Here is a 25,045-nt window from a genome sequence, read left to right as displayed (position 1 = left end):
GGAGTTATTTATTGATAATCACTGTGTTATAAGAATTTCCCAGTGTTTGTTCCAGTTTCTGAATCTCCACCAGGTATGATTTCCCGGACTGAAGTTCATACACATACCTGGACTTCACCACAGGTTGAGCCACCCGGTTGGCCACGGTAAAAATCCCGGATGACAGTTCCAGAGGAATGGTTTCATCCAGAACTTCAAGGGGTTCTTCCGGGGCTTCCGGATCATAGACATTGGTCCGGATATAATCATTGAAGTAGAAAACAACTTCTCCGGTATTCACGCCTTCCACAACAAAATACGTCGTAGGAGCGCTGGCAGGAGCAACAGTTTTCGTATAACTGGTGACCTCTTCAATCACTTCACTGGTATCAATGGTAAAGGTGGTATCATTTACAAACGTGGTGTCGTAAACAGAAATTGTATCAATTCGAGTCAGAAGTTCATTGGCTGTAAACAGGTAGTCTGTTGTGGGAGGATAGATGGTTGTATCTGTTCCTTCAACATGAATCAGCGTATCCTCAAGTGTCAGAATTGTATGGAGAAATTCAAGACTCAGACTATCCGGGTTACTATGTAATTTCACCGATCCGCTGAGAGCTTTTTTGATTGTTGCTCTGTAGGATGAAGCGGCGGAGGCATCATAAGATTCCATCTCATAGGTTTCATCTTCGAAGTCATTCAGGACATCGCAGCTGCTCATGAAAGCGAGTGTTGCGATACTTATGAGCAGAACCAATTTCATCATGGGATTTTTATTCATTTTTAATCTCCTCATATTCTCTATTATCGAATCACTACAAATTTACGATACACCATATTGCCGTCGGGATCTTCGAAAGTTGCAATATATACACCGCTCACTACAATCTGGCGTGAGGATGTAATCAGATCCCAGCGCCGGTCACCACTACCTGCATGATCCATTTCATAGATCAGATCTCCCCGTTCAGTAAAAATCTTAATTTTACATTCATTGGGAAGGTTTACAAACATGATCTTATTTGGTTCACCAGAATATTGGTAATTGATATTTGAAATATTGTAGGGATTCGGTACCACCCGGATTTCACTCATATCTTCAGCCGGTGGTTTCTGCAAAGTGGCAGCTGTGTTGGTACGGGTCAGGTGGGGACTGCTGTATAAAGGAACACCGGGTTCAATGGTATTCCGGCTTCCGTCATCATAGGAGATGATAAAATAGTAATAGCTTTGACCGCGGACTGCTGTATAATCAAAAAATTCGTTGGCAATATTTCCATCGGTTTTATTCAGATCCGCAATTTCAATATAGGTTGAATCCCAACGGTCTCCCTGGGCTCGATACACTTTATATCCTTCAAACCAGGATTCCGCTTCATCTTCACTTGCATCCCAATTCAAAGCTATTCGGTTTCCTTGAGATGTGACTTCAAAGTAAGATGGAGCAGCCGGAGGATATTCGGTACCAAGATCGAGTCCTTTGTTCCGGTAAAGGTCTATCGCCCGGCGAAAAGCCTGGACAATAGAATCCCGGCCTGTATATACCCAGGTGTTTTTATACAAATCAGCATCGTCTTTTGTGCTGACAGTCCGGGTTGTTCCATCAGGAAACGTCAGAGTCTTTGTTTTCCCTTCTGCAACCACATCGTACCAGTTTCTTCCCACTTCACCCCGAATATCTCCTTCCCGTCCGAAGGGAGAACGTCCCAATCCGCCGGCCGCTTCAGCCCAGACGATTTTCACGCTTTCTCCGGGAGCAAGGGTGTAGGGTCCAAAAGCCATGGTTTGTGAGTAACCCCCTGCAGGATTCTGCCATTCATCGGGATTGGCAAATCCCACCTGTACGGCATGACTTCCGGCAACCGGATGACCTACATCCAGAAGTCCCAAATATTCATTCTGCATCCGTGTGGCACTGAACTGGTCATTGGGTTGGGTTTCCTGGGCATTTGATTCCACATAGGGTGTGCTGGCCGGCTGATTAATATCATCGGTGGGATCCGTGGGAGATTTATCCGCATGTATGGTTACGGCGCCCATGTACTGCCATGCGCCCAGACGGCCGTCCGGTGCATATCCACGGTAATTTGGAGATCCGATATTATCATAGACATCTCTCAACTCACTGTGATATCCATGCCAGCTGACATAAAAACGCATGATATTTTCCGGCGTCACACCGGCATTGGGATCTATGAGTTTATCCACACCGGTTTGAGTATCCAAAATAGTGGATGTATAGCGCTCATCTGATTCATAATCATTGGTAAAATTTGGTTTATCCGGTTTGGTCCCCAGCACATCATTCATGGTGTTGATTCCCCAGCGCATATCCCGGGGCGTATTCCAACCGGGGCGTCCGTACCAGTCACTGGCTGCAGCTGTTTCTACAGTTCCTTCACCGGCCACTGCATTTCTGAATTGCCAGTGAAAATAAACCCCTTCGAGGGTTCGGTTGTCATCGAAGGTATCCCCGTTGATATTCCAGATACCGGTATTGGTAAAAGTATACTCATAGATAAAGAAATTGTCCATGTATTGCTGGGTATAGGCATAGATCTTCCGGGTAAAAGAGATACCGACTGATGTATTGCATTCGTTATAGATCATCCTGTCCGATGGGAGGTTCAGATCCAGTTCATCCACCTGATCATCGTAAAAGAGATCAGAGGCAACGGCACCGTCCACCAAAACCGTCGGTGCATTATAACGGGCAACCATTTTCAGCTCAACAGGCATAATCTCGTTCGTTTCCGATCCGGATACAGGGCGGGGACCGGTATGGACCACTTTGTAGGGATAGACCTGGTTGGCAATGGGATCGTCAAAATCTTTGACACCAATCCAGATCGCCTTGGCAGCCTGCATATCCTGGTGATCAAACCAGGCCGGCCACCGGAATCCAAACTGCTGTTCAGACCCGTATGCTTCTTCAGGCTCAGATCCGTGTGCCTGATAGAAATTATGCAGATTACCGACCTTTATCCACCTGGCTTCAACCTGCGCTTCAGCCGTCGTCGTCAAGCCAAGGAACAGAAAGATCAGTATGAGTCCTGTCCATATTTTTGAAGTTCTATTCATCATGTATTTCCTTTTCTTTTCATTACCTTCGTCTTATTAGAAATCATAAGAAATCCGGATGCCAAGGAAGATATCCCGGGGAGCCAAAAAGAGAAACGATTCATTCACAGGATTGAAAATATAGGCTTTGTCATCCAGAACTTTTTGGACTGTACTCTTATCAACACGAGTCCACTCATTATTCACATACTGTACATACCGTTCCGTATCAGAAAGATTTTCCGGAATATTTTCATCGGGAAAGAGTTCCTGAAGGTCAGCCACATCACCCACATAGTAATAAGTCTTCGGATCAGGTTGTGTGAGTCCTGAAGCCCGCGATGTATATTTCAGCGGCTGATAAGGGACACTCGGGTCACGGTAGTATCCCATTTTATCATCACCGGCGATATGTCTGAGTCCTAACTCTTCATACACACTTTCATTGAAGTGTAGGGACTCCTGATACATATCATACACTCCCGGAACGAGATAGGAATCACCCAGTGCGGCAGTGGACAGTGATTTCTTGTTGAGAATATTATAAATATCGGCAATGATCTGGATTCTGAATTGGTTCAGTGATATTGATTTGGAACCGCGCATATCCAGTCCCCAGCTATCCACCCAGCGCACATTATTGATAATAGAAGGGTTGTTTCCAAACGTATGATAACCGCCCTTCCGCCATGTACCGGTGAAAGCAATCTGCCAGTTGGCAAGGGGTGCCAGTCCGCCCATTTCCGGACCGAAATAATGAGGTGTTTTAAAAGCAACGTTGTATTTAATCCGTGGCAGAGCAACCGGTTTATACTGTTTCTGGAGATTGATATTCCGCTCTGTGTCACGCTGAACCGCCGGATTTTCATTCTGGGATCTTACACCAAAGTTACCGGATGAATAGACAGAATATTCATAGTTCACGAATCCCGTAACCCAGTCACCGATCCGCTTCCGGAGTTCAATTTCAAGTCCCCGGATATCCTGGTACAACAAATTACTATACTGATAATAATCCACAACACCACCTACGCCCTGATAACGGACCGTAGTGGCTTGATCGGATTTATCTTTATAATACGCCGCAATATGGACCAGGTACTTATCAAAGAGTGAGTGATCATAACCCAGCTCATAGGCGATTGTTTTTTCCATGGGAAGCTCAGGATCACCCAGGTATGAGAGAGAACCCCCATAGACCCGGCGGATTCCGAACAGCTCAGAGGGTGAAAAGCGTTGTCTCATGTGACCGTAGTTAAAGTAGAGTTTCGAATCAACCGTAATGGGATGCGAAATACCGATACGGGGCATGAGGGTAAAGAGGCCTTTAGCCCGTTTCATGGGCAGATCATCTTCATCCGTAACTTCCTTGGAAGCGACAGTCTTAATGGTTCTGTCAAAGGGTTCATAATCGAACCAGTCTGTATTGGGATTGAAATATTCGCCTCTCAACCCTACGGTCGCCACCCAGCCTTCGAATTCAAGTTTATCCTGGATATAGGCACCGATTTGCCAGGGGGATTTTTCCCAATCCGTCCATGGACGACCGGCTGGAAGGGCAGGGTTAATGGCACCATAATTCATATCATAGTTGAAATACTCAAACTGGGCACCGGTTTTAATCTGGTTATTCTGATTGACCTGGGAAATAAAATCCCACCGGGCCTTGAATGCCCATGTTTTGGTTGAATCCCGGGCATTACTTTTTGCACCAATCATGTATCCGTCAATACTTTTTGACAGATCGGTATCAAATCCCCAGGGAGCTTCGTCCACAAGGTACTGGTCTTCACCTTCGGTACCCGGCAACACGTTGTACCGTGGTGTAAAATCCCGGGGGTCTGCCGGACCTGTCAGATATTCAGTGGAGCGGTATTCAAGCAATGTTTCGTGATAGGATTTCCCACTGAGCTGATGCGTCAGTTTTGCTGAAAAAACATCGCTCCAAATATCCGTTTGACAATAGTAGTGAGGATAAAAAATCTTTGACCGTTGCTGGGAGCTGCTTCCAAAAGCGCCGGCGACTCCCCAGATGGTTGAAGAAAAATAGGAGGGTAGCCCGGTTTCACTGGCTGAGGAAGCATCCGTCTTTTTATGAAAGCCGGTCAGCTGGAGTTTAATTCTATTTGTGATATCTGAAGTGATTTTGGTTGAAAGAGACCACTCTTCATAGGCATCTCTGGCCAAAGGCACCATGTACATATCCTTTTCCTTCCGGAAAGAGGCATAGAACCTGAGATTGCCCAGATATTTACTGACCAAGGGAACCGGTCCGCCAAGTCCTACATCAATATTGTAATCCGGTTCAGTGATATCCCCCTGGCGGCGGTGTTGCCATTCGAAAATCTGCTGTGCACCGGTGGGCGTTATATCATCACTGGGATCATCATTGGCCAGACGGTCACTGGCAAGTGCATTCCATCCCTGAAAGGCCGGATACATTTTCCGTGTGTGCTCATCCCAGGGGTTGTAGTATTCACCGTCCCCGTTCCGGTCATTGAAAGGTTCGCCCGGATCCCAATATCCATCTTTATTCAGATCTTCGAAAGTCTCCGGTGCCGTTCCCCACCAGGCAACTTCATCATCCAGCCAGGGACGCATATATATTGAATTGGGATCATAAATGGACATCCCAAAATGTTTCGGAGCAGCCGGACTGTATTTAAAGGTCCCGTCAAAGGAATACTTATCAACACGTCCTTCTTTGGTCACCACATTGATCACCCCGGCCTGGAGGTCACTATATTCCGCGTTAAAACCACCGGACTGAATCATGATTTCCTGTACAGAGCTTAAAGGTACTCCGGAAACAGGCTGACCGGTCCGGTCATCTTTCATGGACACACCATCCATCATATATGCCAGCTCATCGGTTCCACCCTGCCGGACTTCGAGCCCGCTCACACCGGCCTGCATGCCAATGACATCTTCCACACTGGTGGCCGGTAAATCTTCTATCTGTTCAGATCCAAGGTTGGTCTGGCTTGAAGCCACATCTACCCGCATGACCTTCCGCTCGGCCACAACCGTGACCGTTTCCCCCTGAAAAGCCTGGGGTTTTAAGGCAAAATTCACCTGAGTCGTCAAATCAATTTCCACCCGGACTCCGGATTGGGTCAACGTGGCATAACCCACATAAGAAGCAGAGACTGAGTAGACGCCCGGTGGCACGTTGAGGATTACATAAAATCCATCCTGATTCGCCGCAGCACCATAAACAGTCCCCTCTACTATTACATTGGCCCCCGGTAAAGGATTACCGTTCTGGTCCGTTACTGTCCCCATGATCTTACCCGACGTCTGTCCATAGGCAAGACCGAACAGCATTGTAAGCGCTAGTAAACCTCTCAACAATTTCATGTATAAGCTCCTTATCTTCTATAGAGTTACGACTAATAAAAATTTATCTCGCAAACACACTTTCGCCGTTATCAACTTGTCTGCTGCTTTCCTTTTAATTTCTGGTTCTCATTAATTTGCTGTGAAAATACAGAACATTTTTGATTTCGCCGATGTTCTGCCGTCTTTATTTATGCTCTTCGAAAGAAATGTTACTGAAAAACCAATATGAAGTCAAGATACAAATCAAAAGAAATGGTAGTTCTTAAACTTCGTTTAAAAACTTCTTGTTCACTCATTTTATACTGACTATCTCTTCTTCAGATAATTTTGTATCTTTGGAAAAATTAGGAGAATGTTATGATATACAAAACACATGTTATCAAGTTGTTGCTAAGTTTATTCCTGATTCCCCTGTTTGTCTTTGGGGCAGAAGAAAATATTTTTAAGGAAGTAGATACCATTATTGAAGCGGCCATCAGCGACAGCGCCTGGCCGGGTGCCGTACTGGTAGTGGGTGATAAAGACGGTGTGCAATATCATAAATCCTATGGTTTTCATACCTATAAAAAACAGGAAAAAACCCGGTCCGATGATATTTTCGACCTGGCATCCATCACAAAAGTTATGGCCACAACGCCGGCTGTCATGGATTTGTATGAAAAAGGAAAGATTTCACTGGAAGATCCTATCGTAAAATATATTCCGGAATTTAAAGGGAGTACTGAAACAGCCACGCTGATGAAAGAACTGGTTTCCATACGGCACCTGCTGACGCATACCAGCGGGCTTCCGGCTTATAAATCATTTGATTACAGCAAAGAAACTCCCGAGAGTATTATGGCTTCCATTCTGAGTACGGATCTGGATACACTTCCCGGGACCCGCTATGTGTATTCCTGTCTTGGATTCATTACCCTGGGTGAAATGGTGAAGCGGGTATCGGGACTCCCTGTGAATGAGTACGTGAAAAAGAATATTTACACGCCACTGGGGATGGACCATACCACCTATCTTCCCCCGTCAGACTGGATGGACCGGATCGTTCCCACAGAATATTCCGAACAGGAAGAAAGGTTTATCCGGGGACGAGTCCACGACGGAATTGCCGCAGGACTGGCAGGAATTTCCGGTAATGCCGGACTTTTCTCAACCGGTAAAGACATGGCCGTTTACGCTCAGATGTTTTTAAACAAAGGGACTTATAAGGATATTGACATATTCAAGCCGGAGACCGTTGAACTCTTCACCAAAAGAGCTTACATGCTGCTGGATAACTCCCGGTGTTTGGGATGGGACAGTCCCCAGGGAGAATCCTCCGCCGGTGTGTATGCCGGTCCCAACAGTTTCGGCCATACGGGTTATACCGGGACATCCATGTGGATCGATCCGGATCATGACATTTTCGTCATTCTCCTTACTAATGCGGTTCATCCTCATCGCCGTTATAAATATCCCAATTATTTTGAATGGCGGCAACTCGTCCACTCGAAGGTTTACGAAGCATTGGATCTGACCAAACAAAACCCGGAATGTGTGTGGAAAGAACGGTGGGAAGATCCCAAAGTCCGGAACCGATATCAGGAGAAGACATTCTGGCAAAAGCTGTTCAACCGCTAGAATCGGCCGGGCAGCATGTATCGGCTGCCGGGTACCGCTGATAGATAGACTGAAATACCTGACAGGTCTCTAACTTTTGCATGATCTGATCAAAAACAATCCGGGAATCCCGGGCTGTATAATATTTATTAAACAATGCCGTTGCCTGATCATATTCACCTGCATAGAAAAGTGTTACAACAACCCGGAGCAGATGAGAAAACAATTCGATATCCGGTGAATTCCACTCGATGGGTGTATGGATGGGCGATGAATTCCGCACGATCTGCTGACTGTCATGAATTTGTCGGAGAAGCACTTCCCTGAATTCAGGATTGGCAGGATAGAGTCCATCCTCTTCATATTTAAAGACAACCGGAATAATGGGTGAAACGGCATGACTTAACACGAGAAAATAATCAAACGTGAGCAAAGACTGGATCCATTCCGGAATTCCGTCCTGATTTAAATCCTCAAGAGTCACACCATATCCCACAGGATAATCCGTAGACCTGAAAAATACATAAACCGAATCAAGGGTATCATTGAGTACGGTATAGGACCAGCAGCAGTGAGCACCTCCGCTGAATTGTTCAACCATCAGCATGGAGTCATTTTTATCCGGAAGGGGGATAAAGGCACTCCGGGTCATTCGCCGGTCAAAGCCCTGGTCAAAAACAGTCAGTGTATCATCCTCTTTCATCAGCACAGCATACCAAAACTGATGATCTTCGGAAGTTTTTTTTAATATATATCCATTCCAGCAAACTGAATCGGGGAGCCATGTAAAAGAATCCGGGGATTGTCCTTTCAGCCATTGAACGGATACAACAAACGCAAAGAGAGAAAATCCGGCCAAAAGGGCATATTTTCTCATAAAAACCTATCAGCCCAAAACAGCCAGGAGGATTCCGGCACCTACCGCTGAGCCAATCACACCTGCCACATTCGGACCCATCGCATGCATCAGCAAATAATTTGTCTTATCGTATTCCATCCCCACATGTTGAACCACGCGGGCCGAATCCGGTACGGCACTTACACCGGCGGCTCCACAGAGGGGGTTGATTTTATTTTCTTTTTTCAGAAAGAGATTCATGAATTTGGCAAACAAAACACCACTGGCTGTCGCCACCATGAATGAGGCTGCTCCCAGAACAAAAATCATAATCGATTGTTTCGTTAAAAAAGTCGTCGCCTGAGTCGAAGCACCGACTGTTAATCCCAGCAGAATGGTCACCGAATCCACGATAGGGCCTCGTGCCGCATTGGCCAGCCGTTCGGTCACTCCACTTTCTTTCAGCAGATTTCCAAAAAAGAGCATCCCCAGAAGTGGTAGTGCACCCGGAGATATAAACGTTGTGGCAATAAAACCCAGAATGGGAAACAGGATTTTTTCAACTTTTTTTACCTGTCGTGCCGGTTTCATCCGGATTTTCCGTTCTTTTTCCGATGTCAGCAATTTCATGATGGGGGGTTGAATCACCGGTACCAGGGCCATATAGGAATAGGCAGCGATGGCAATGGCACCCATGAGATGAGGCGCCAGTTTTGATGAAAGGAAGATCGCCGTGGGACCATCGGCTCCTCCGATAATACCAATAGCTCCTGCTTCCTGAATGGTAAATCCCAGAAAATTCGCCGTTAAAAAGGTCAGAAAAATACCCATCTGTGCTGCCGCACCCAGAATCACAAGCTTCGGGTTAGACAAAAGGGCGGAAAAATCTGTCATGGCTCCAATCCCCAAAAAGATAAGGGGAGGATAAATTCCTTTTAAAACGCCATAGTAGAGATAATTCATGACAGAACCTTCTTCATAAATTCCGATTTGTAATCCACCGCCTTCCAGAAAGGGGATATTTCCGACAATAATGCCGAAACCGATGGGAACCAAGAGGAGAGGTTCATAATTTTTTGCGGCGCCCAGATAGATACAGATACCGCCGGCAATCAACATAATCACGTGGCCTATGGTTATATTGGCGAATCCTGAATAGCGTAAAAATTCAAAGACGATATCCATTAAACCTCCAGGGTAATTAAGACTTCACCTTCCAGCACAGAACTTCCCGGTTTGACATTCACGGTTTTTACCACACCATCTGACGAAGCCATGATATTGTTTTCCATTTTCATAGCTTCCATTTTTGCCACAACCTGGCCGATTTCCACCGAATCCCCCGGATTGACAAGTATTGAGAGGATAGTTCCCGGAATGGGTGCTTTAATATATTGACTGCCGACATGCTCTGTGGGTTTATGGGTCCGCTCCACTTTTTCAGAACTGGAAGGAGCTACATTTTTACGGACCAGGCGCGGTGTTTTTTGTTCCGCCCGTGATTCCAGAATTTCCACTTCATAATCGGTGCCGTTGCACTCTACAACTGCCGAATCATCAGTGATAGACTTTACGGCCAGTTCATAGGGATTTCCATTGATCAGAAATTTCATCTTTTTCATCTTCTACTTCCCTGCTCGTTTGATGGTCACGATAGGCTGCCTGAGTCCGTAAATTTTGCTGGACCAGGGCGAATAGGGTTTTGCCCACCGTTCAAATGTGAGTTTGGCTTTTTCTTCTTCCAGGCTCTGGCGTCTGAAAAGGTATACGGCCATCATGATCGCCGTGGCTGTGTCATCGGGAATTTTTGACCCTTTTCCCTCGGCACTTTCTCCCACTTCCTTCTCCAGTTTCCGGCGCTCTTCCCGTTTGTGCTGATATTCAAAGGCCATCTTTAACACCGTATTTATCAACATGACAAAAAGATAGACGACGGTGAGTGCCACCATTACAATCAGGAAACCGGATATGGTAATTTTCAGAATAAAACCGGATCCTTTACCGGCCATGGCCGAAAAGAGGGGAGTGGTTATCGCCAGACATGCAGCTGTCAATTTGTATTTGAACATGCCATCTCCTATAAAGGAATATTTCCATGTTTTTTCAGGGGATTTGTCAGTTTTTTTGTCAGCAGGCTTTCGAAGGCCCGGATAATGCGAAAACGGGTATTTTTCGGATCGATCACATCATCCACGAAACCCCGGCTTGCGGCGACAAAGGGATTTGAAAATTTTTCCCGGTATTCTTCCACCAGTTCATTCATACGGTGACCATCCGAATCATCTTCCAATTCTTTCCTGTAAAGGATTTGAACGGCCCCTTCGGCACCCATCACAGCGATTTCAGCCGTTGGCCAGGCATAATTCACATCGCCCCGGAGATGTTTCGAACTCATCACATCATACGCACCGCCGTAGGCTTTTCGTGTAATGATCGTCACTTTCGGTACCGTCGCTTCGGCAAAGGCATAAATCAGTTTTGCCCCTTCGCTGATGATTCCCCGGTACTCCTGGGCAGTACCCGGCAGGAAACCGGGAACATCCACCAGGGTTAAGATGGGAATATTGAAGGCATCACAAAAGCGGACAAAGCGGGCGGCTTTTTTACTGGCATTAATATCCAGAACACCCGCCAGATAGCTGGGTTGATTGGCTACAATCCCTACCGACCGGCCGTTAAAGCGGGCATAGCCCGTGATCATATTGGGGGCAAAGTGGCGGGATACTTCCAGAAATTCCTCGTCATCCACAATCCGGTAGATGATATCCTTCATGTCATAGGGCTGGTTTGTGGAATCAGGAATGATAGAAGCCAATTCGTCATCCACCCGGTTAATGGGATCATGGGTTGATACCAGGGGTGCTTCTTCCAGGTTGTTTTGTGGCAGATAACTGATCAGTTTCCGGATAATTCCCAGGGCTTCTTCTTCATTCTCTGCCGAAAACTGGGCCACACCAGACTTGGAGGCATGGACCATGGCCCCACCCAACTGCTCTTCTGTGACATTCTCGTTCGTAACAGTTTTCACAACCTTCGGGCCGGTGATAAACATGTAGGATGTCTCTTCCGCCATGATGATGAAATCCGTCAGCGCCGGGGAGTAGACAGCCCCACCGGCACAGGGGCCCAAAATGGCGGAAATCTGGGGAACCACACCGGAGGCTTCCACATTCCGCTGGAAAATATCTGCGTAGCCCGCAAGGGACATAATCCCTTCCTGAATACGGGCACCACCGGAATCATTCAGACCAATGACAGGAGCCCCCATTTTCATGGCCATATCCATCACTTTACAGATTTTCATGGCAAAGGTCTCACTCAGACTTCCCCCCAGTACCGTAAAATCCTGGGAAAATACATAGACCAGTCTGCCGTCAATGGTCCCATACCCAGTTACCACACCATCACCCAAATATTTCTTCTTATCCAGACCGAAATCCCGGCTTCGGTGGGTTACAAACATATCAAATTCCTCAAAGGAATCTTTATCCAGTAAAAAATCGATTCGTTCACGGGCGGTCAGCTTACCCTTTTCATGCTGTTTGGCAATCCGGGCTTCTCCGCCCCCTTCCAATGCTTTCTGTCGCATTTCCCGGAGTTTTTTCAAATTCTCCTGCATCGACATACCTGTCTTCTCCTTTTGATTGAAGGATGGCTTATGATTCTTCGTGTTCCTGAGTCAGTTCAGTTAAAATCCCATAGGTGGATTTGGGATGAAGAAATCCAATCAAATGCCCACCGGCACCTAAACGGGGTTTGTGGTCTATGAGACGGATTCCCTTTTCTTCAGCCGTTTTAAGGGCGCTTTCACAATTATCCACCCCATAGGCGATGTGATGAAACCCTTCTCCCCTTTTCTCAAGAAACTTAGCAATGGGACTCTCTTCGGACAGGGGTTCCAGGAGTTCAATCCGTGTATCTCCCACCTGAAACATCGCAACCTTAACACCCTGGTCCTGAACCGTTTCAATCCCCAACAACGGGAGACCCAATACATCTTTGTAATAGGGTATCTGTTCATCCAGTGAGCGGACTGCAATCCCAATATGTGAAATTCCTTTAATCATGTTACCCTCAATTTCTTAGTCTGTCACATTCAACGACTTGTCACGCGTCACTCGTCACGCGTCACGCGTCACGTGTCACGTGTTACTGCTCCCAATCAAAAACTTACACAATCAGAGAATCAATTACTCCCCTTTTTTAGGGAAAATCTTTTCGAGAAAACCTTCCATGACTTGCTCTGCCCCGGTTGTGGGCAAAAGGGTTCCGGACGTGATTTTCTCCTTTAAGGTATTGATATTATCACGGATTTCCGGATGATCATAAAACCAGGCACGCATCCGTTCATCAATCATACTGAAAAACCAGTTCACTGCCTGTTCTTTCCGTCTTTGCTGAAAAATACCTGTCTGTGTCGTTTGCTCTTTAAAGTCCCAGATCATCCGGCGGATATCGGGGATTCCGGATCCTGTGAGAGCTGAACAGGTCAGCACGCGACAATTCCATCCTCTGGTGACGGGTTTTAGGTAATGAATGGCCGTTTCAAACTGGTTTCGGGTCATTTCCGCTTTCTGAACATTGTCACCATCCGCCTTATTGATGACCACGGCATCGGCAATTTCAATAACGCCTTTTTTGATTCCCTGAAGCTCATCCCCTGCACCGGAAATTTGCAGGAGGAGGAAAAAATCCACCATGGAGCGGACCGTGATCTCGCTTTGTCCCACCCCCACGGTTTCAACCAGGATCACATCGTATCCGGCAGCTTCACACACGGTGATGCTTTCACGGGTTTTTGATGCCACTCCTCCCAGGGTTCCCCCTGAAGGAGACGGACGGATAAAAGCATGATCATCCCGGGAGAGCTTTTCCATCCGGGTCTTATCCCCCAAAATACTTCCTTTTGTGACGGAAGAACTTGGATCCACAGCCAGCACAGCCACACGGTGACCGTTTTGAATAAGCTGGAGCCCAAAGGTCTCGATAAAAGTACTCTTACCGGCGCCGGGGACACCGGAAATGCCAATACGAAGAGACTTTCCGGCATGGGGAAGTAATCGGTGAAGGACCCGGGCTGCCACTTCCCGGTGCCGGGGAGCCTGGCTTTCAATAAGCGTAATGGTCCGGGCCAGTATTGGCCTGTTACCCTTTAAAACACCCGTCACGTACTCATCCACTGAAAGATTTTTTCGTCTAGGCCCTTTGGTAATCTCTTTTTTCATCCCCTCCGGATGTCCGCTCCGGACCACTTTCACGGCAAAGGCATCATGATCTTCCGGGGGTGCCCAATCCGGCCGGTAACTCCGTTCACCCTCCACTTCCTCCTGATCTTTTTCGGGATCCTGATCTTTATCTGTTTCTCTCATTCGTGCCCAAACCGTTCGTTGATTTCTTCCATAAGCCGGAGCCCCGCTTCCGGGATCCGGGTACCAGGTCCGAATATGGCCGAAGCTCCGTGTTGGTAGAGAAAGTCATAATCCTGGGACGGGATCACACCGCCGACAATGACGATAATATCTTCGCGTCCCAGTTTTTTTAAGGCGTCAACAAGTTGGGGGAGCAGTGTTTTATGTCCCGCTGCCAGTGAACTCATGCCCACCACGTGCACGTCGTTTTCCACGGCCTGCCGAGCTGTTTCTTCCGGCGTTTGAAAAAGAGGGCCCATATCCACATCAAAGCCCATATCGGCATAAGCCGTTGCTACAACCTTGGCCCCCCTGTCATGTCCATCCTGGCCCATTTTCGCAATAAGGATCCGGGGACGCCGGCCTTCCCGTTTTTCAAAATCATCGGTGAGTTCCCGGACTTTTTGAACCAGATCTTCTTCATCTCCGGCATATTCACTGCTATACACACCTGAAATTGTCCTCGTCACAGCCTGATACCTTCCACATACTTTTTCAATTGCTGATGATATTTCTCCCAGAGTTGCCCGGCTTCTTGCCGCTTCAACACACACATCCAACAGGTTTCCTTCGCCGGATTCCGTGCAGGCAGTAATGGCTTTCAGGGCTTTATCCACTGCCTTATCGTCCCGTTTGGACCGAATCTCCCGGAGTCTGCGGATTTGGGAAAGACGAACCGCCGTATTATCCACTTCGAGAATCTCGATGGGATCTTTCTCTTCAGGGGGAAATTTATTGAGTCCCACAATAGTTTCCCGACCTGAATCAATGCGGGCCTGACGCCGGGCAGCCGCTTCTTCAATGCGCATCTTGGGAATGCCGGCCTCAATGGCTTTGGTCATGCCGCCATATCCCTCCACTTCCAGGATATGATCCCAGCCCTTCTGCAGCAGTTCATGGGTCAGGGACTCCACAAAATAGGAACCGCCCCAGGGATCAATGACTTTTGTAATCCAGGTTTCATCCTGTAAATAAAGCTGGGTGTTCCGGGCTATCCGGGCAGAGAAATCCGTCGGCAGGGCAATGGCTTCATCCAGGGCATTGGTATGAAGGGACTGGGTATGTCCCAAAGCTGCTGCCATGGCCTCGATGCAGGTCCGGGCGACATTGTTGTAGGGGTCCTGCTCTGTCAGACTCCAGCCGGATGTCTGGGAATGGGTCCGCAGAGACATGGATTTGGGATTTTTCGGATTGAACTGCCGGATCAGTTTGGCCCAGATCAGCCGGGCGGCCCGGAGCTTGGCAATTTCCATGAAATAATTCATGCCTTCTGCCCAGAAAAAAGAAATCCGGGGAGCAAACGCATCAATATCCAGCCCCGCCTGAATCCCGGTCCGTACATATTCCAACCCATCCGCCAGCGTATAGGCCATTTCAAGATCCGCTGTGGCGCCTGCTTCCTGCATGTGATATCCCGAAACGCTGATGCTGTTAAATTTGGGCATCTTTTCGGATGTGTATTTGAAAATGTCGGCAATAATCTGCATGGATACTTCCGGAGGATAGATATAGGTATTGCGAACCATATACTCTTTGAGGATATCATTCTGGATGGTTCCACTCAATTCTTCCGGAGCAACACCCTGTTCTTCCGCCGCCACAATATAAAAAGCCATGACCGGCAGCACCGCCCCGTTCATGGTCATGGAGACGGACATTTTATCCAGGGGAATTCCGTCAAAAAGGATTTTCATGTCTTCCACCGAATCGATGGCCACGCCAGCCTTTCCCACATCCCCCACAACCCGGGGATGATCCGAATCATAGCCCCGGTGGGTTGCCAGATCAAAGGCTACGGAAAGCCCTTTTTGTCCAGCCGCCAGATTCCGGCGATAAAAGGCATTGCTCTCTTCCGCCGTGGAAAAGCCGGCATACTGCCGGACCGTCCAGGGACGTCCTACATACATGGTGGAATAGGGGCCTCGTAAAAAAGGGGGGATCCCGGAAAGATAATCCAGATGCTCACAGCTCTCTGTATCATTCCTGTCGTAAAGGGGTTTGACGGGAATTTTTTCCATGGTCTCCCATACCGCTTCACGGACCGACATACCCGTCTCTTTTTCAAAAGCGTTTTCCCATTCCTCACGAGTCATCCGGGGTGCATCAATATCAAGGGGAATTTTTGTAAAATCCGGTTTACGCATGATCTTCACCTCCCGCCGTTTTCCACAGATCCTCATACATGTCCACGGCATCGGCTCCCAGATAGAGGAAGCGAAAAACACCTGCTTTTTCCAGCATTTCCATACTTTCACGGGGCCGGCCGGCAACAATCACTTTCATTGGGGAGTTAAGATCTTCCAGCTTTTTAATAAAGACTGGGACGATCTCCGGATAACTTTCATCGGTGGAACAGAGGACAGCCGCAAAGGCACCGCTTTCATGTGCGGTACGGGCTGCCTCTTCCGGTGAGGATTGGGCAGGTGTATCCAGGATTTCAAATCCACCGGGTTCCAGGAATCCCCGGCTGAATTCGGAGCGGATCTTGTGTTGTTTGGGAGGACCCATATTGACCAGAATAATCTTTGGCCTGCCCCTCTCTGTCCTTTCCGCCTGCCAACCCATATCCCGGAAATGTTCAAATATTTCAGCTGCTCTGTAAGGCAACAGGGGTGAAATACTAAGGCCTTTCCCTGCAGAAAGACGCAGACTCCGTGAGACTTCACCCAGTGTGGCTCCGGCGGACACCGCCTGTACAGCCGTTTCTAATGTTTGTTTATTCCGGGATAAATTCTCAAGATGCATCATGACAGCCTGATTCTCTTTTTGTCCCGGAGAAACACGAAAGGCTTTCAGATACTCTGCCCGCGTTTTTTGAATCGCTTTTTGATCCACGGGCACTGCTTCCAGCTTTTTTTGTTTGATATCGGCATACATATTGATTCCCACCAAAACCTGTTTCCGCTTTCGATAGTCTTTTTCCCGGGCTTTTCTTACTGCAGAAATTTCGTTATGGATCCACCCGGATTCCAGGGCTTTCATCAGGCCGCCCTGTTCTTCTGTTTTCTGAAAAGAGGACCAGGCTTCTTCAGCCACCTGTCGGGTGAGTGCCTCAACAAAGTAAGATCCACCGGCGGGATCGATCAGGCGGTCCAGATGACACTCCTCCCGGAGGATAATCTGGATATTCCGTGCTACCCGGCGGGCAAAGGCGGATGGTTCACCCACGGCCATTTCATGAAAAGTATTGGTATGAAGGCTGTCCACGCCTCCCAGGATTGCAGAAAAAGCCTCCGTGGTGGTCCGGAGAATATTGACATAGGGATCATACAGGGTTTGATTGGTTCTGGATGGACGGGCATGCCAGGTGATTTGACGGGCTGATTCTTTCAATCCATAGGCTTCCAGCACCCTACGGACCAGCAACCGGGCTGCCCTGAACCTGGCGATTTCCATAAAAAAGAAAGGTCCGACACCCAGGGTGATCCGCAGATGGCGTACAATGCGTTCCGGGGTTATATCCCGTTCTTCCAGCCGGTTTATCCATTCCACCAGGGTTGAGAGCATCCAGGCCAGTTCCTGCACGACATTGGCACCGGCGTCATGGTACGGCAGAGTGGATATTCCAAGTCCCTTCAAGCCCGGCATGGTGCCGTCAAGCCATGTGATGGTTTCGGCAATTTCATCAAAAACAGTATCTGTGTTGACCGGGAGAAATCCCTTTCCGGCTAAAAATGCAAAGGGATCCTGATTTACACTTCCTTTAAGGGCTGTGGGATCCACACCTTTTTTATCCAGGTATGCCTTAAAAAGGGCCAGAAAAGGGAGGGCTGAAAAACCGCCGTCGAGTGATATTTCCACTGCAGGGAGTTCTACGCCATTCAAAGCCCGCTCAAGGCTTCGCAATCCCGATATGGATAGACCTTCATCTCCCACATCTTCCGTCTTTGCGTAATCGGCATCCTGTCCCAAACGGGTGGCCGTATCCAATTTCAGCGTCACGCCTGTCTGCCCTTTTTGCAAATCGTTCAGCAGGGCTTTGTTAAAATCCTCCGCCAGGGCAAAAGGAAGTTCCTGGTTTACAATCCAGGGTTTACCTGCATAAGCGGCAGCCGTGTTTCCCCGCAAGCCATCATCCCCTCCGGGATACATATCTGAGGGGATATCATCGCGGTCCGCCCGGATGTACAGGGGCTTCAGGGTAATACCTTCATAAGTGGGGGTACATAGTTTCTTTTCGAAGGGAGCCCCCTTGAGGAAAGGCTCAACAATTGAAAGCCACTCTTCATGCGTGGGGACGGGAAAATCGTCCTTCAGGGTACATTGTTTATCAAGTTTAATCAATGGGTCTTTCGGGGTCTCTGTCATGCTTTTCCTCTGATCTCTGTCAGATAATGGTTCCATTTTCAAGAATCGCTCCTTTTTTCACCACTACGATGCCATCCCTGATCCAGTACTGACTTTCTTCCTTGTAGTCGATCCCGTTTTTATTGAGGATTTGCACATCATTTCCAATATGGACATTTTTATCGATGATGGCATTTTTTATCACGCAATTACGGCCGATTCCCAGGGGAATGCCTGTTTCGCGATCTTCTTCAAAGTAATCATTGCCCATGATATAGGAGGATTCGATGGTGGTTCCGTAATCAATCATACTCCGGATGCCAATCACCGATTTCCGGATGGACGTAGCCCGGATCATGGAACCTTCTCCCACGGTGGAGGAGACAATGCAGGAGTCCCCGATATGACTTCCGGGAAGCATACGGGCATGGGTATAGATGGGCATCAGGGGATCACGGAAACAGAAGGGGGGTGTCTGGGACGTCATGGCAATGTTGGCTTCATAAAAGGAACGGATGGTCCCGATATCCTCCCAATACCCATTGAAAAAATAGGCCTGGACATGATATCCGCTTTCAATGGCCCCGGGGATAATATCGCCGCCGAAATCATCTTTCTGAATGTCACTCAGGGCTTTCCGGAGAATTTTTTTGCTGAACACATAGATACCCATAGAGCCCCAGTAAGGTTTGTCCGGATTCCCCGTATCGCTGGTCATATCATCCAGGATTTGATCGTCTTTGGGCTTTTCGGCAAATTTGATGATCTGTCCGTTTGAATCCACCTTCAGCACACCGAATTCCATGGCTTCTTTCCGTGAGACGGCTTTGACCGAAATGGTGATATCGGCCGTACTGGACCGGTGATGGTGAACAAACTTGTCGTAATTCATCCGGTACAGATGATCGCCGGCCAGGATCAGGTATTCGGTAAAATCCCATTTTTCAAAATGGTGAAGGTTATGGCGGACCGCATCTGCCGTTCCCTGATACCAGTGGGCATTTTCAAAGGTCTGGGATGCCGCCAAAACCTCCAGAAATCCCTGTGAAAAGGGATCAAATTTGTAGGTACTGTTAATATGCCGGTGGAGGGATTCACTGTTAAATTGTGTCAGGACGTAAATTCTTCGGATATTGGAATTCAGGCAGTTGCTGATGGGAATATCGATCAGGCGGTATTTGCCTCCGATAGGGACTGCCGGTTTGGAACGCACACTGGTGAGGGGAGCCAGTCGCGTTCCCCGTCCACCTCCAAGTATGAGTGATAAAACACGTCTCATAGACACCTCATGATTTATAAAATATTAAACCAATAATCGGCCAGCCAAATTTCCAGCCATGTCAGCACTCCACCCAATACGGTGCCCACCACTGTTTGCATGGGAGTATGGGCTTTCACACGGATCCGGGACCAGCAGAGTACAGGAACGATCAGCCAGAGAACAACATGCCGTGGACCAAAAATCAAGGTTGTTGCAGACAGGTAACCGGCAATACCTGCACAGTGAATGCTGATTTTCCACCACAGGGTAATAATTCCATAAATGATCGTATTGATAAAAATGGCAAACAACACGGCATTGAAAGCACCCGGAAGTCCGGTCCAGACAGATATGAGAAACGTGACCAGATAAATGAGGGAAAAAATCATAAACGGGACAATCCGCTGGGACCTTTCGGGGATATCCATGTGGGATGTCATCCCTCTTTTTACCATATAGCCGATAATCAGAACCGGCAGGATAAAAGCGGACAAGGATCCGGCGATAATAATTCCCATGGCATCCGCCCGGTCGTATCCCTTATGTGTTACCAGGTAAATGATAAACAAAATGCTGAACCACAGGGGATTGAAGATAAAGGATATCCCTCTGGCCAACCATGTTTCAAAATATTTAGGTGGTTTTGTCATCAGTTATGAAATATACGAAATTCAGTCATTAAGGTCAGGTCTAATCCATGGAGTGATGAAAAAATTCATAGGTCTCCGGATCATTGATGCGATAGTGATTCAGGCGGATCGTCATGGTTCCTGATTCCTCATCTCCCGGCTGGGCAATCCGTTGTCTCCGGGGATTGGGGACCCGCCTTTTCTCTTCTGCAGCCGTCATCAGGACTTCAATGGATTGGGGCAGATAAAGATCATCCTGGACCGGTTTTTGGCGGAAAAGAATATTCACGGTATTGTCTTTGGGATCCCGGACAAAGATTTCCCGGATATACCAGCGGATGGTATCCATTGTCACCGTCCAGTCCAAACGACCGGCCGCAGGATCCTGGACATGCATCCGGAGGATCACTCCGCCGGCAACCGTTTCAACACCCGGCAGGACGGTGACGGAAGAATCCATCAGTACGTGGTGGAGGTTGATAAGAATGGCTTCAGGAGGAATCACATCTTTTAAGCCGCCACTGATATCCACCTCATCGGGGGACAGGTACCGGAGTTTTCCTTTTTGATCTGCCAGGGTGAGTCCCGGCATCCGTGAGCTGACCAGAAGGTCCGCTTCCAATGTGGAAATTTTGTTCATCTGATCATTATAGCGAATCAGATAGGAGCGGGCATCTGCAGCGTGAACAGGGTTACTGATAAACGCAATCAGAATTCCAGTCAACAGATACAGACGTCTCATCGTTCACTCACCTTTTCCGGAGTTTCGGCCATATCCACAGGATGGACTGTCCAGTCCCGCTCAGGAATAAATTCCACCACTTTCCCATCGGGCTTCTGCAAAACGACCCGATGAATGAAGGCATTGGCAATCATGGCTTTACACATATTGCACACAAATTCATGGCCATAGATGTAAATGGTACTGTTCGCCGTGGAATGTCCGTTCCGGGCAGCCAGTACAATGGCATTGGATTCGGCATGGGATCCTACGGCCCTGCACAGTTCCAGGTGGGTTCCGGATTTTATATTGTGTGTATCACGGTAGCAAAAGCCATATTCAAGGCTGTTTTTCTGGAAGCTGGGTGCCCCGTTGTAACCGGTGGAAATAATATCTTTATTTCGGACGATGACGGCTCCCACCTGCCTGCGCAGGCACGATGAGCGCCGGGCTACCACCCGGGCTATTTCCAGAAAATATTCATCCCAGCCGGGTCTTTCAGGTCGCTTGTCCATTCTTTTTCCTTATGGTTTCTACATGAAGTGTCTTTGTCTTCAGCACCAGACTGAAACGGGTCAGATCTTCTGCGGTATAACACCGGGGAAAAATTTCCCGAAGTTCTTTTTCAATAACGCGGTTATCCCGGTAGCGTTCCGAAAAATGAGTCGCAATCAGAAATCCAACCTTGTTTTCAAGGGCTGCCTTTGCTGCTGTGCCGGTCGTTAAATGATCGTAAGCTTCCGCCAGATTCCGTTCACTTTCCATAAAGGTTGTTTCACACAGCAGCAGATCCGCATGATCCATGAGGTGGTTCACATGATTTCCCGGCGCCGTATCCGCCACATAAGCAAAAACCCGGTCCGGAACAGGTTTTGAAACACTCTCCCGGGAGATCACTCCCCTCTCAGTTTGAAGTTCACCTTTTTCCTGCAAAATCCCAACGGATTTTCCTTTAATGCCTGCAACAGCCAGCTTTTCTTTATCAAAACGGTATCCACCCGGCTGAACGATCCGGAATCCAAAGGTTTGAATGCGATGCTTCAATCTGACGGCTTCAATCCGGAGTTTTCCCGTATTAAAAACAATCCCTTCACAGGGTATGGGAAGAAGTTTAAGGGTCAACGTCTGATGAAAATCCGAACAGGTCAGAAGTCTTTTTAAAAAATCCTCTCCTTCCCCGGGATAAATGATAGTCACCGGTTCAGTCACCTTTGCCAGGGAAATCCGCTGAATGATTCCCGGGAGTCCCAGACAGTGATCCCCATGAAAATGGGAAATGCAAATAGTCCGGATAGCCGGGACGGAAAGGCCGCCTTTCACACACTGGCGCTGGATACCTTCACCCGGATCCAGGAGGATATTTTCTCCCTGCCAGTGCAACAGGCAGCCTCCGTGATTCCGCTTAGCCGTCGGCAGTTGTGAAGCCGTTCCCAGGATGTTCAGTTCCATTGTCATGATTTGACTGAAATGTAACGGGATTCTCACAGATTTAAAATATTGAACATTATTTTCTTGCTATTCCGCAGGATTCCGTGAATATTCTGTCCATGGCCGACTCCACCCTTCAGATCATCCACTATCTTGCATCCCGGTATTGCGCCGGTCGCCGGACCGGAACCGGGGGGTGGAAAAGGGCACAGGAATACATCATTCAGCAAATGCAGGACCTGGGAATCCTCCCCTTTTATGGCGAATCATACCTTCAGCCCCTTCCTCATTTACCGGAAAATATTGAGGGCGCCAACATTCTGGGATATATTCCCGGAAAAGGACGGTTAAAAAACCGGTACATCATGATCGAAGCCCATTACGATCATTTGGGGACTGATGATGACGAATTGGGGTATTATCCAGGGGCTGATGACAATGCGGCGGCTGTGGGTATCATTCTCAGGGCGGCGGGACATTTTCATGCCGACCCGCCCCAGGCTGACCGGCGAAGTATCCTTGTGGCCTGTTTTGACGCAGAAGAACCCCCCTTTTTCAACTCTCCCCACATGGGTGTGGAACGCTTTTGTGAAGCCAATCCCGAAGTATTGAATGCCATTGATCTGGCCGTTTTTCTGGATCTGATGGGACACGGACTGGGTACAGGTACCCATGAGAAAATCATGGATTCTTTTTTTCTCATCGGTGGAGAAAAATGCGGTATTGGGCCTGTTCTCAACCAGCTGGAAACATCCGTTGAAGGCATTTATCCCCGGCGTATGGGAATTCATGCCGTACCTCCATCCGGTAATTATATCGCCTTTAAAAACCGTGAACGGCCTTTCATTTTTGCCACATCGGGCCGGAACCATTTTTACCACACCCTCTTTGATTCGGCCGAAAAACTCGATTATCCCAAAATTAACCGGCTTGTCCTTTATTTCTCTTATCTTCTACGGGATTTATCCACGGCCCCCCGGAAGTATTTTACATATATCCCCAAAGGTGCCGCCGATGCTGAATCCCTGAAATCATTAAAAGAGATGTTCCGGGTCATGGATCCGGAAACACCGAATCTTGAGAAAATCCTGAATTATATCGAAAAAGCCGAAAAAATCTGTGAGACGAACGGTAACCTTCCCCTCCCGGAACAGTCAAAACTCCTTCATCTGGTGAAATTGATTGAACAATATGTGTCCTGACTCACGATAGCAGCGGTGAAAATAAAAAAAATTTTGATTATGATACCCGATTTCTCTTACATTAAGTAAAATGAGGGGATAATAACAACATAAGGAGTGAACAATGCGTTTAAAAGCTGTGATCGGAATGGTACTTATTCTGGCTTTGCTGATGCCTGTATCCCATTTGCAGGCCCAGAGCCTTGAAGAAAGCCTTCAAAAAATGCTGGGGGATAATGCCAGGGGTTATGTACAGCCTTTGGTAACAGGATTCGGTGCCGGAATGAACAGCGGTTTATACCGGAAGGCTTCCACCAAAACCGCCAAACTTCCCCTGCCCATCGGCCTGGATGTGGGACTGGTTGTAAACGCGGTGGCTGTCCCGGATGCCGCCATGATGTTTGAATATTCCATGATGGAAAACACCATCACTTTTCCCCTGAGTTCTATGTCCGGTGTTTCAATGCTTCCGGCAGAACTTCAACCGGATGACGTGACGCTGACATTCAGCGACATATACGACAACGGCGGTGTAACAGAAACACCCACCATCGCCAGCGACCAGGAAGATGGAGTATTGCTTTCCACGCGCACACCCAATGAAGTCTACATGGCCCTCAGAACCCAGCTGGTGGAAGAACAGGGCATGTCCGGAGGTGATGTGGATACCTATCTGCAGCCATCCATCATGAATTTCCTCAATGGAAATCTGGATAACATTGCACCTGACTTTCAATTCCCCGGCGGACTCGGACTTGAGTTTGTCCCCACGGCCGGTCTCCAGGCCAATGTCCGTATTCCTTTTGGGATCGAAGTACAGGGACGCTATGTTCCCGAATTTGAAATCAGCGAAGAATTCGGCATGTTCTCCATGTACGGTGCCGGCCTGCGGAAAAACCTGCCGGTTCCCATCCTGGACGTGTCTGTCGGCGCCTTCTATCAGGTCCTGAAAATAGGAGATATTCTTGAAGCCACAAATATCAATTACCATGCTGAACTGGGAAAACGTCTGCCCATTCCCATCATCAAGATTACACCCTATATCGGTGCCGGGTATGATCAGACAACCATCAACCTGACCTATACCATCCCGGCCGGGACCATCCCGGGTATTGATGAAGACCAGGAACTCTCTTTTGACCTGGAAGGGGAAAACACAATCCGCATGAATGCCGGCTTAACCCTTCAGGTCCTTCCGTTGACATTCGTCAATGCCGAGGTCGCCCTGGTGGGTGATTATCAGGTGGCCACTGTCGGTTTAGGCATTATGTTTAAATAATCATTGTTAACAACATAAAAAAAGGGCGGTACAAAC

20 protein-coding genes are annotated in these 25,045 nt (G+C 48.0%); 3 read left to right on the top strand and 17 right to left on the bottom strand.

The genetic code is table 11. From position 1 onward, the window contains the following. Nucleotides 1–4: 4 nt before the first annotated feature. The 3 genes from strainIA91_RS02440 to strainIA91_RS02430 are packed head-to-tail and all read right to left on the bottom strand — an operon-like array spanning nt 5 to nt 6,399. Complete coding sequence (locus tag strainIA91_RS02440; RefSeq protein WP_400167512.1) at nt 5–760, bottom strand: hypothetical protein; 756 nt, start codon at nt 758–760, stop codon at nt 5–7. A 23-nt stretch (nt 761–783) separates the two neighbouring features. After that, on the bottom strand, nt 784–3,063 hold the full coding sequence (locus tag strainIA91_RS02435; protein WP_400167511.1) for a hypothetical protein: 2,280 nt from the start codon (nt 3,061–3,063) through the stop codon (nt 784–786). Between the two features lie 33 nt (nt 3,064–3,096). Then, entirely contained in the window at nt 3,097–6,399 is a 3,303-nt protein-coding gene (locus strainIA91_RS02430) for a carboxypeptidase regulatory-like domain-containing protein (RefSeq protein ID WP_400167510.1), read from the bottom strand. Nucleotides 6,400–6,738: 339 nt separating this feature from the next. On the opposite strand from strainIA91_RS02430, the gene strainIA91_RS02425 reads away from it, so the two are divergent. Continuing rightward, nucleotides 6,739–7,998, top strand: a complete 1,260-nt coding sequence (locus tag strainIA91_RS02425) for a serine hydrolase domain-containing protein (protein WP_400167509.1) — start codon at nt 6,739–6,741, stop codon at nt 7,996–7,998. On the opposite strand, the gene strainIA91_RS02420 is transcribed toward strainIA91_RS02425, so the two are convergent. From strainIA91_RS02420 to strainIA91_RS02355, 14 genes are all read right to left on the bottom strand, one after another. Then, entirely contained in the window at nt 7,988–8,854 is an 867-nt protein-coding gene (locus strainIA91_RS02420) for a hypothetical protein (RefSeq protein ID WP_400167508.1), read from the bottom strand. The two genes, strainIA91_RS02425 and strainIA91_RS02420, sit on opposite strands and share 11 nt — an antisense overlap. A gap of 9 nt (nt 8,855–8,863) precedes the next feature. Continuing rightward, nucleotides 8,864–10,000 (bottom strand): sodium ion-translocating decarboxylase subunit beta, encoded by a 1,137-nt coding sequence (locus strainIA91_RS02415; RefSeq protein ID WP_400167507.1) that lies wholly within the window; start codon nt 9,998–10,000, stop codon nt 8,864–8,866. Further along, entirely contained in the window at nt 10,000–10,437 is a 438-nt protein-coding gene (locus strainIA91_RS02410; RefSeq protein WP_400167506.1) for a biotin/lipoyl-containing protein, read from the bottom strand. The genes strainIA91_RS02415 and strainIA91_RS02410 overlap by 1 nt, the downstream gene beginning before the upstream one ends. A 3-nt stretch (nt 10,438–10,440) precedes the next feature. Beyond that, nucleotides 10,441–10,884, bottom strand: a complete 444-nt coding sequence (locus strainIA91_RS02405; RefSeq protein WP_400167505.1) for an OadG family protein — start codon at nt 10,882–10,884, stop codon at nt 10,441–10,443. Between the two features lie 8 nt (nt 10,885–10,892). Then, the gene (locus tag strainIA91_RS02400) at nt 10,893–12,440 is read right to left on the bottom strand and encodes an acyl-CoA carboxylase subunit beta (RefSeq protein WP_400167504.1); all 1,548 of its coding nucleotides are present in this window, start codon (nt 12,438–12,440) and stop codon (nt 10,893–10,895) included. A 31-nt stretch (nt 12,441–12,471) separates the two neighbouring features. Further along, a complete protein-coding gene (gene mce / locus strainIA91_RS02395; protein ID WP_400167503.1) occupies nt 12,472–12,882 on the bottom strand; it encodes a methylmalonyl-CoA epimerase in 411 nt (136 codons plus the stop codon). Nucleotides 12,883–13,005: 123 nt separating this feature from the next. Next, nucleotides 13,006–14,184 carry a methylmalonyl Co-A mutase-associated GTPase MeaB gene (meaB, locus tag strainIA91_RS02390; RefSeq protein ID WP_400167502.1) on the bottom strand — a complete coding sequence of 393 codons (1,179 nt, stop codon included), beginning with the start codon at nt 14,182–14,184 and terminating at the stop codon, nt 13,006–13,008. Beyond that, nucleotides 14,181–16,367 (bottom strand): methylmalonyl-CoA mutase, encoded by a 2,187-nt coding sequence (gene scpA, locus strainIA91_RS02385; RefSeq protein ID WP_400167501.1) that lies wholly within the window; start codon nt 16,365–16,367, stop codon nt 14,181–14,183. The genes meaB and scpA overlap by 4 nt, the downstream gene beginning before the upstream one ends. Then, nucleotides 16,360–18,531, bottom strand: coding sequence for a methylmalonyl-CoA mutase family protein (locus strainIA91_RS02380; RefSeq protein ID WP_400167500.1), 2,172 nt, complete (start codon nt 18,529–18,531; stop codon nt 16,360–16,362). Before strainIA91_RS02380 ends, scpA begins: the two co-directional genes overlap by 8 nt. A 19-nt stretch (nt 18,532–18,550) precedes the next feature. Next, the gene (locus strainIA91_RS02375) at nt 18,551–19,789 is read right to left on the bottom strand and encodes a glucose-1-phosphate adenylyltransferase (protein ID WP_400167499.1); all 1,239 of its coding nucleotides are present in this window, start codon (nt 19,787–19,789) and stop codon (nt 18,551–18,553) included. Nucleotides 19,790–19,803: 14 nt separating this feature from the next. After that, nucleotides 19,804–20,421 (bottom strand): hypothetical protein, encoded by a 618-nt coding sequence (locus tag strainIA91_RS02370; RefSeq protein WP_400167498.1) that lies wholly within the window; start codon nt 20,419–20,421, stop codon nt 19,804–19,806. A gap of 40 nt (nt 20,422–20,461) precedes the next feature. Then, a complete protein-coding gene (locus strainIA91_RS02365) occupies nt 20,462–21,142 on the bottom strand; it encodes a hypothetical protein (protein ID WP_400167497.1) in 681 nt (226 codons plus the stop codon). Further along, a complete protein-coding gene (locus tag strainIA91_RS02360; RefSeq protein WP_400167496.1) occupies nt 21,139–21,636 on the bottom strand; it encodes a deoxycytidylate deaminase in 498 nt (165 codons plus the stop codon). Before strainIA91_RS02360 ends, strainIA91_RS02365 begins: the two co-directional genes overlap by 4 nt. After that, complete coding sequence (locus tag strainIA91_RS02355) at nt 21,620–22,576, bottom strand: MBL fold metallo-hydrolase (protein ID WP_400167495.1); 957 nt, start codon at nt 22,574–22,576, stop codon at nt 21,620–21,622. Before strainIA91_RS02355 ends, strainIA91_RS02360 begins: the two co-directional genes overlap by 17 nt. A gap of 92 nt (nt 22,577–22,668) precedes the next feature. Here strainIA91_RS02355 and strainIA91_RS02350 point away from each other — a divergent pair, with 92 nt between their 5' ends. Continuing rightward, entirely contained in the window at nt 22,669–23,751 is a 1,083-nt protein-coding gene (locus strainIA91_RS02350; protein ID WP_400167494.1) for a M28 family peptidase, read from the top strand. 103 nt (nt 23,752–23,854) lie between these two features. Next, nucleotides 23,855–25,009 carry a DUF6588 family protein gene (locus strainIA91_RS02345; RefSeq protein WP_400167493.1) on the top strand — a complete coding sequence of 385 codons (1,155 nt, stop codon included), beginning with the start codon at nt 23,855–23,857 and terminating at the stop codon, nt 25,007–25,009. Nucleotides 25,010–25,045: the final 36 nt, after the last annotated feature.

Source organism: Candidatus Neomarinimicrobiota bacterium (assembly GCA_041154365.1).
Lineage (GTDB): Bacteria > Fidelibacterota > Fidelibacteria > Fidelibacterales > Fidelibacteraceae > Fidelibacter > Fidelibacter multiformis.
Note: the sequence above shows the minus strand (reverse complement) of the source record. Positions and strands in the feature narration are given on the sequence as shown.

Coding starts and splice junctions, on each gene's coding strand:
- meaB (WP_400167502.1), bottom strand. CDS start 14,184: ATGAGAGAAACAGATAAAGATCAGGATCCCGAAAAAGATCAGGAGGAA.
- strainIA91_RS02405 (WP_400167505.1), bottom strand. CDS start 10,884: ATGTTCAAATACAAATTGACAGCTGCATGTCTGGCGATAACCACTCCC.
- strainIA91_RS02380 (WP_400167500.1), bottom strand. CDS start 18,531: ATGACAGAGACCCCGAAAGACCCATTGATTAAACTTGATAAACAATGT.
- strainIA91_RS02375 (WP_400167499.1), bottom strand. CDS start 19,789: ATGAGACGTGTTTTATCACTCATACTTGGAGGTGGACGGGGAACGCGA.
- strainIA91_RS02440 (WP_400167512.1), bottom strand. CDS start 760: ATGAATAAAAATCCCATGATGAAATTGGTTCTGCTCATAAGTATCGCA.
- strainIA91_RS02420 (WP_400167508.1), bottom strand. CDS start 8,854: ATGAGAAAATATGCCCTTTTGGCCGGATTTTCTCTCTTTGCGTTTGTT.
- strainIA91_RS02430 (WP_400167510.1), bottom strand. CDS start 6,399: ATGAAATTGTTGAGAGGTTTACTAGCGCTTACAATGCTGTTCGGTCTT.
- strainIA91_RS02370 (WP_400167498.1), bottom strand. CDS start 20,421: ATGACAAAACCACCTAAATATTTTGAAACATGGTTGGCCAGAGGGATA.
- strainIA91_RS02410 (WP_400167506.1), bottom strand. CDS start 10,437: ATGAAAAAGATGAAATTTCTGATCAATGGAAATCCCTATGAACTGGCC.
- strainIA91_RS02415 (WP_400167507.1), bottom strand. CDS start 10,000: ATGGATATCGTCTTTGAATTTTTACGCTATTCAGGATTCGCCAATATA.
- strainIA91_RS02350 (WP_400167494.1), top strand. CDS start 22,669: ATGGCCGACTCCACCCTTCAGATCATCCACTATCTTGCATCCCGGTAT.
- scpA (WP_400167501.1), bottom strand. CDS start 16,367: ATGCGTAAACCGGATTTTACAAAAATTCCCCTTGATATTGATGCACCC.
- strainIA91_RS02435 (WP_400167511.1), bottom strand. CDS start 3,063: ATGATGAATAGAACTTCAAAAATATGGACAGGACTCATACTGATCTTT.
- strainIA91_RS02425 (WP_400167509.1), top strand. CDS start 6,739: ATGATATACAAAACACATGTTATCAAGTTGTTGCTAAGTTTATTCCTG.
- strainIA91_RS02345 (WP_400167493.1), top strand. CDS start 23,855: ATGCGTTTAAAAGCTGTGATCGGAATGGTACTTATTCTGGCTTTGCTG.
- mce (WP_400167503.1), bottom strand. CDS start 12,882: ATGATTAAAGGAATTTCACATATTGGGATTGCAGTCCGCTCACTGGAT.
- strainIA91_RS02355 (WP_400167495.1), bottom strand. CDS start 22,576: ATGACAATGGAACTGAACATCCTGGGAACGGCTTCACAACTGCCGACG.
- strainIA91_RS02365 (WP_400167497.1), bottom strand. CDS start 21,142: ATGAGACGTCTGTATCTGTTGACTGGAATTCTGATTGCGTTTATCAGT.
- strainIA91_RS02400 (WP_400167504.1), bottom strand. CDS start 12,440: ATGTCGATGCAGGAGAATTTGAAAAAACTCCGGGAAATGCGACAGAAA.
- strainIA91_RS02360 (WP_400167496.1), bottom strand. CDS start 21,636: ATGGACAAGCGACCTGAAAGACCCGGCTGGGATGAATATTTTCTGGAA.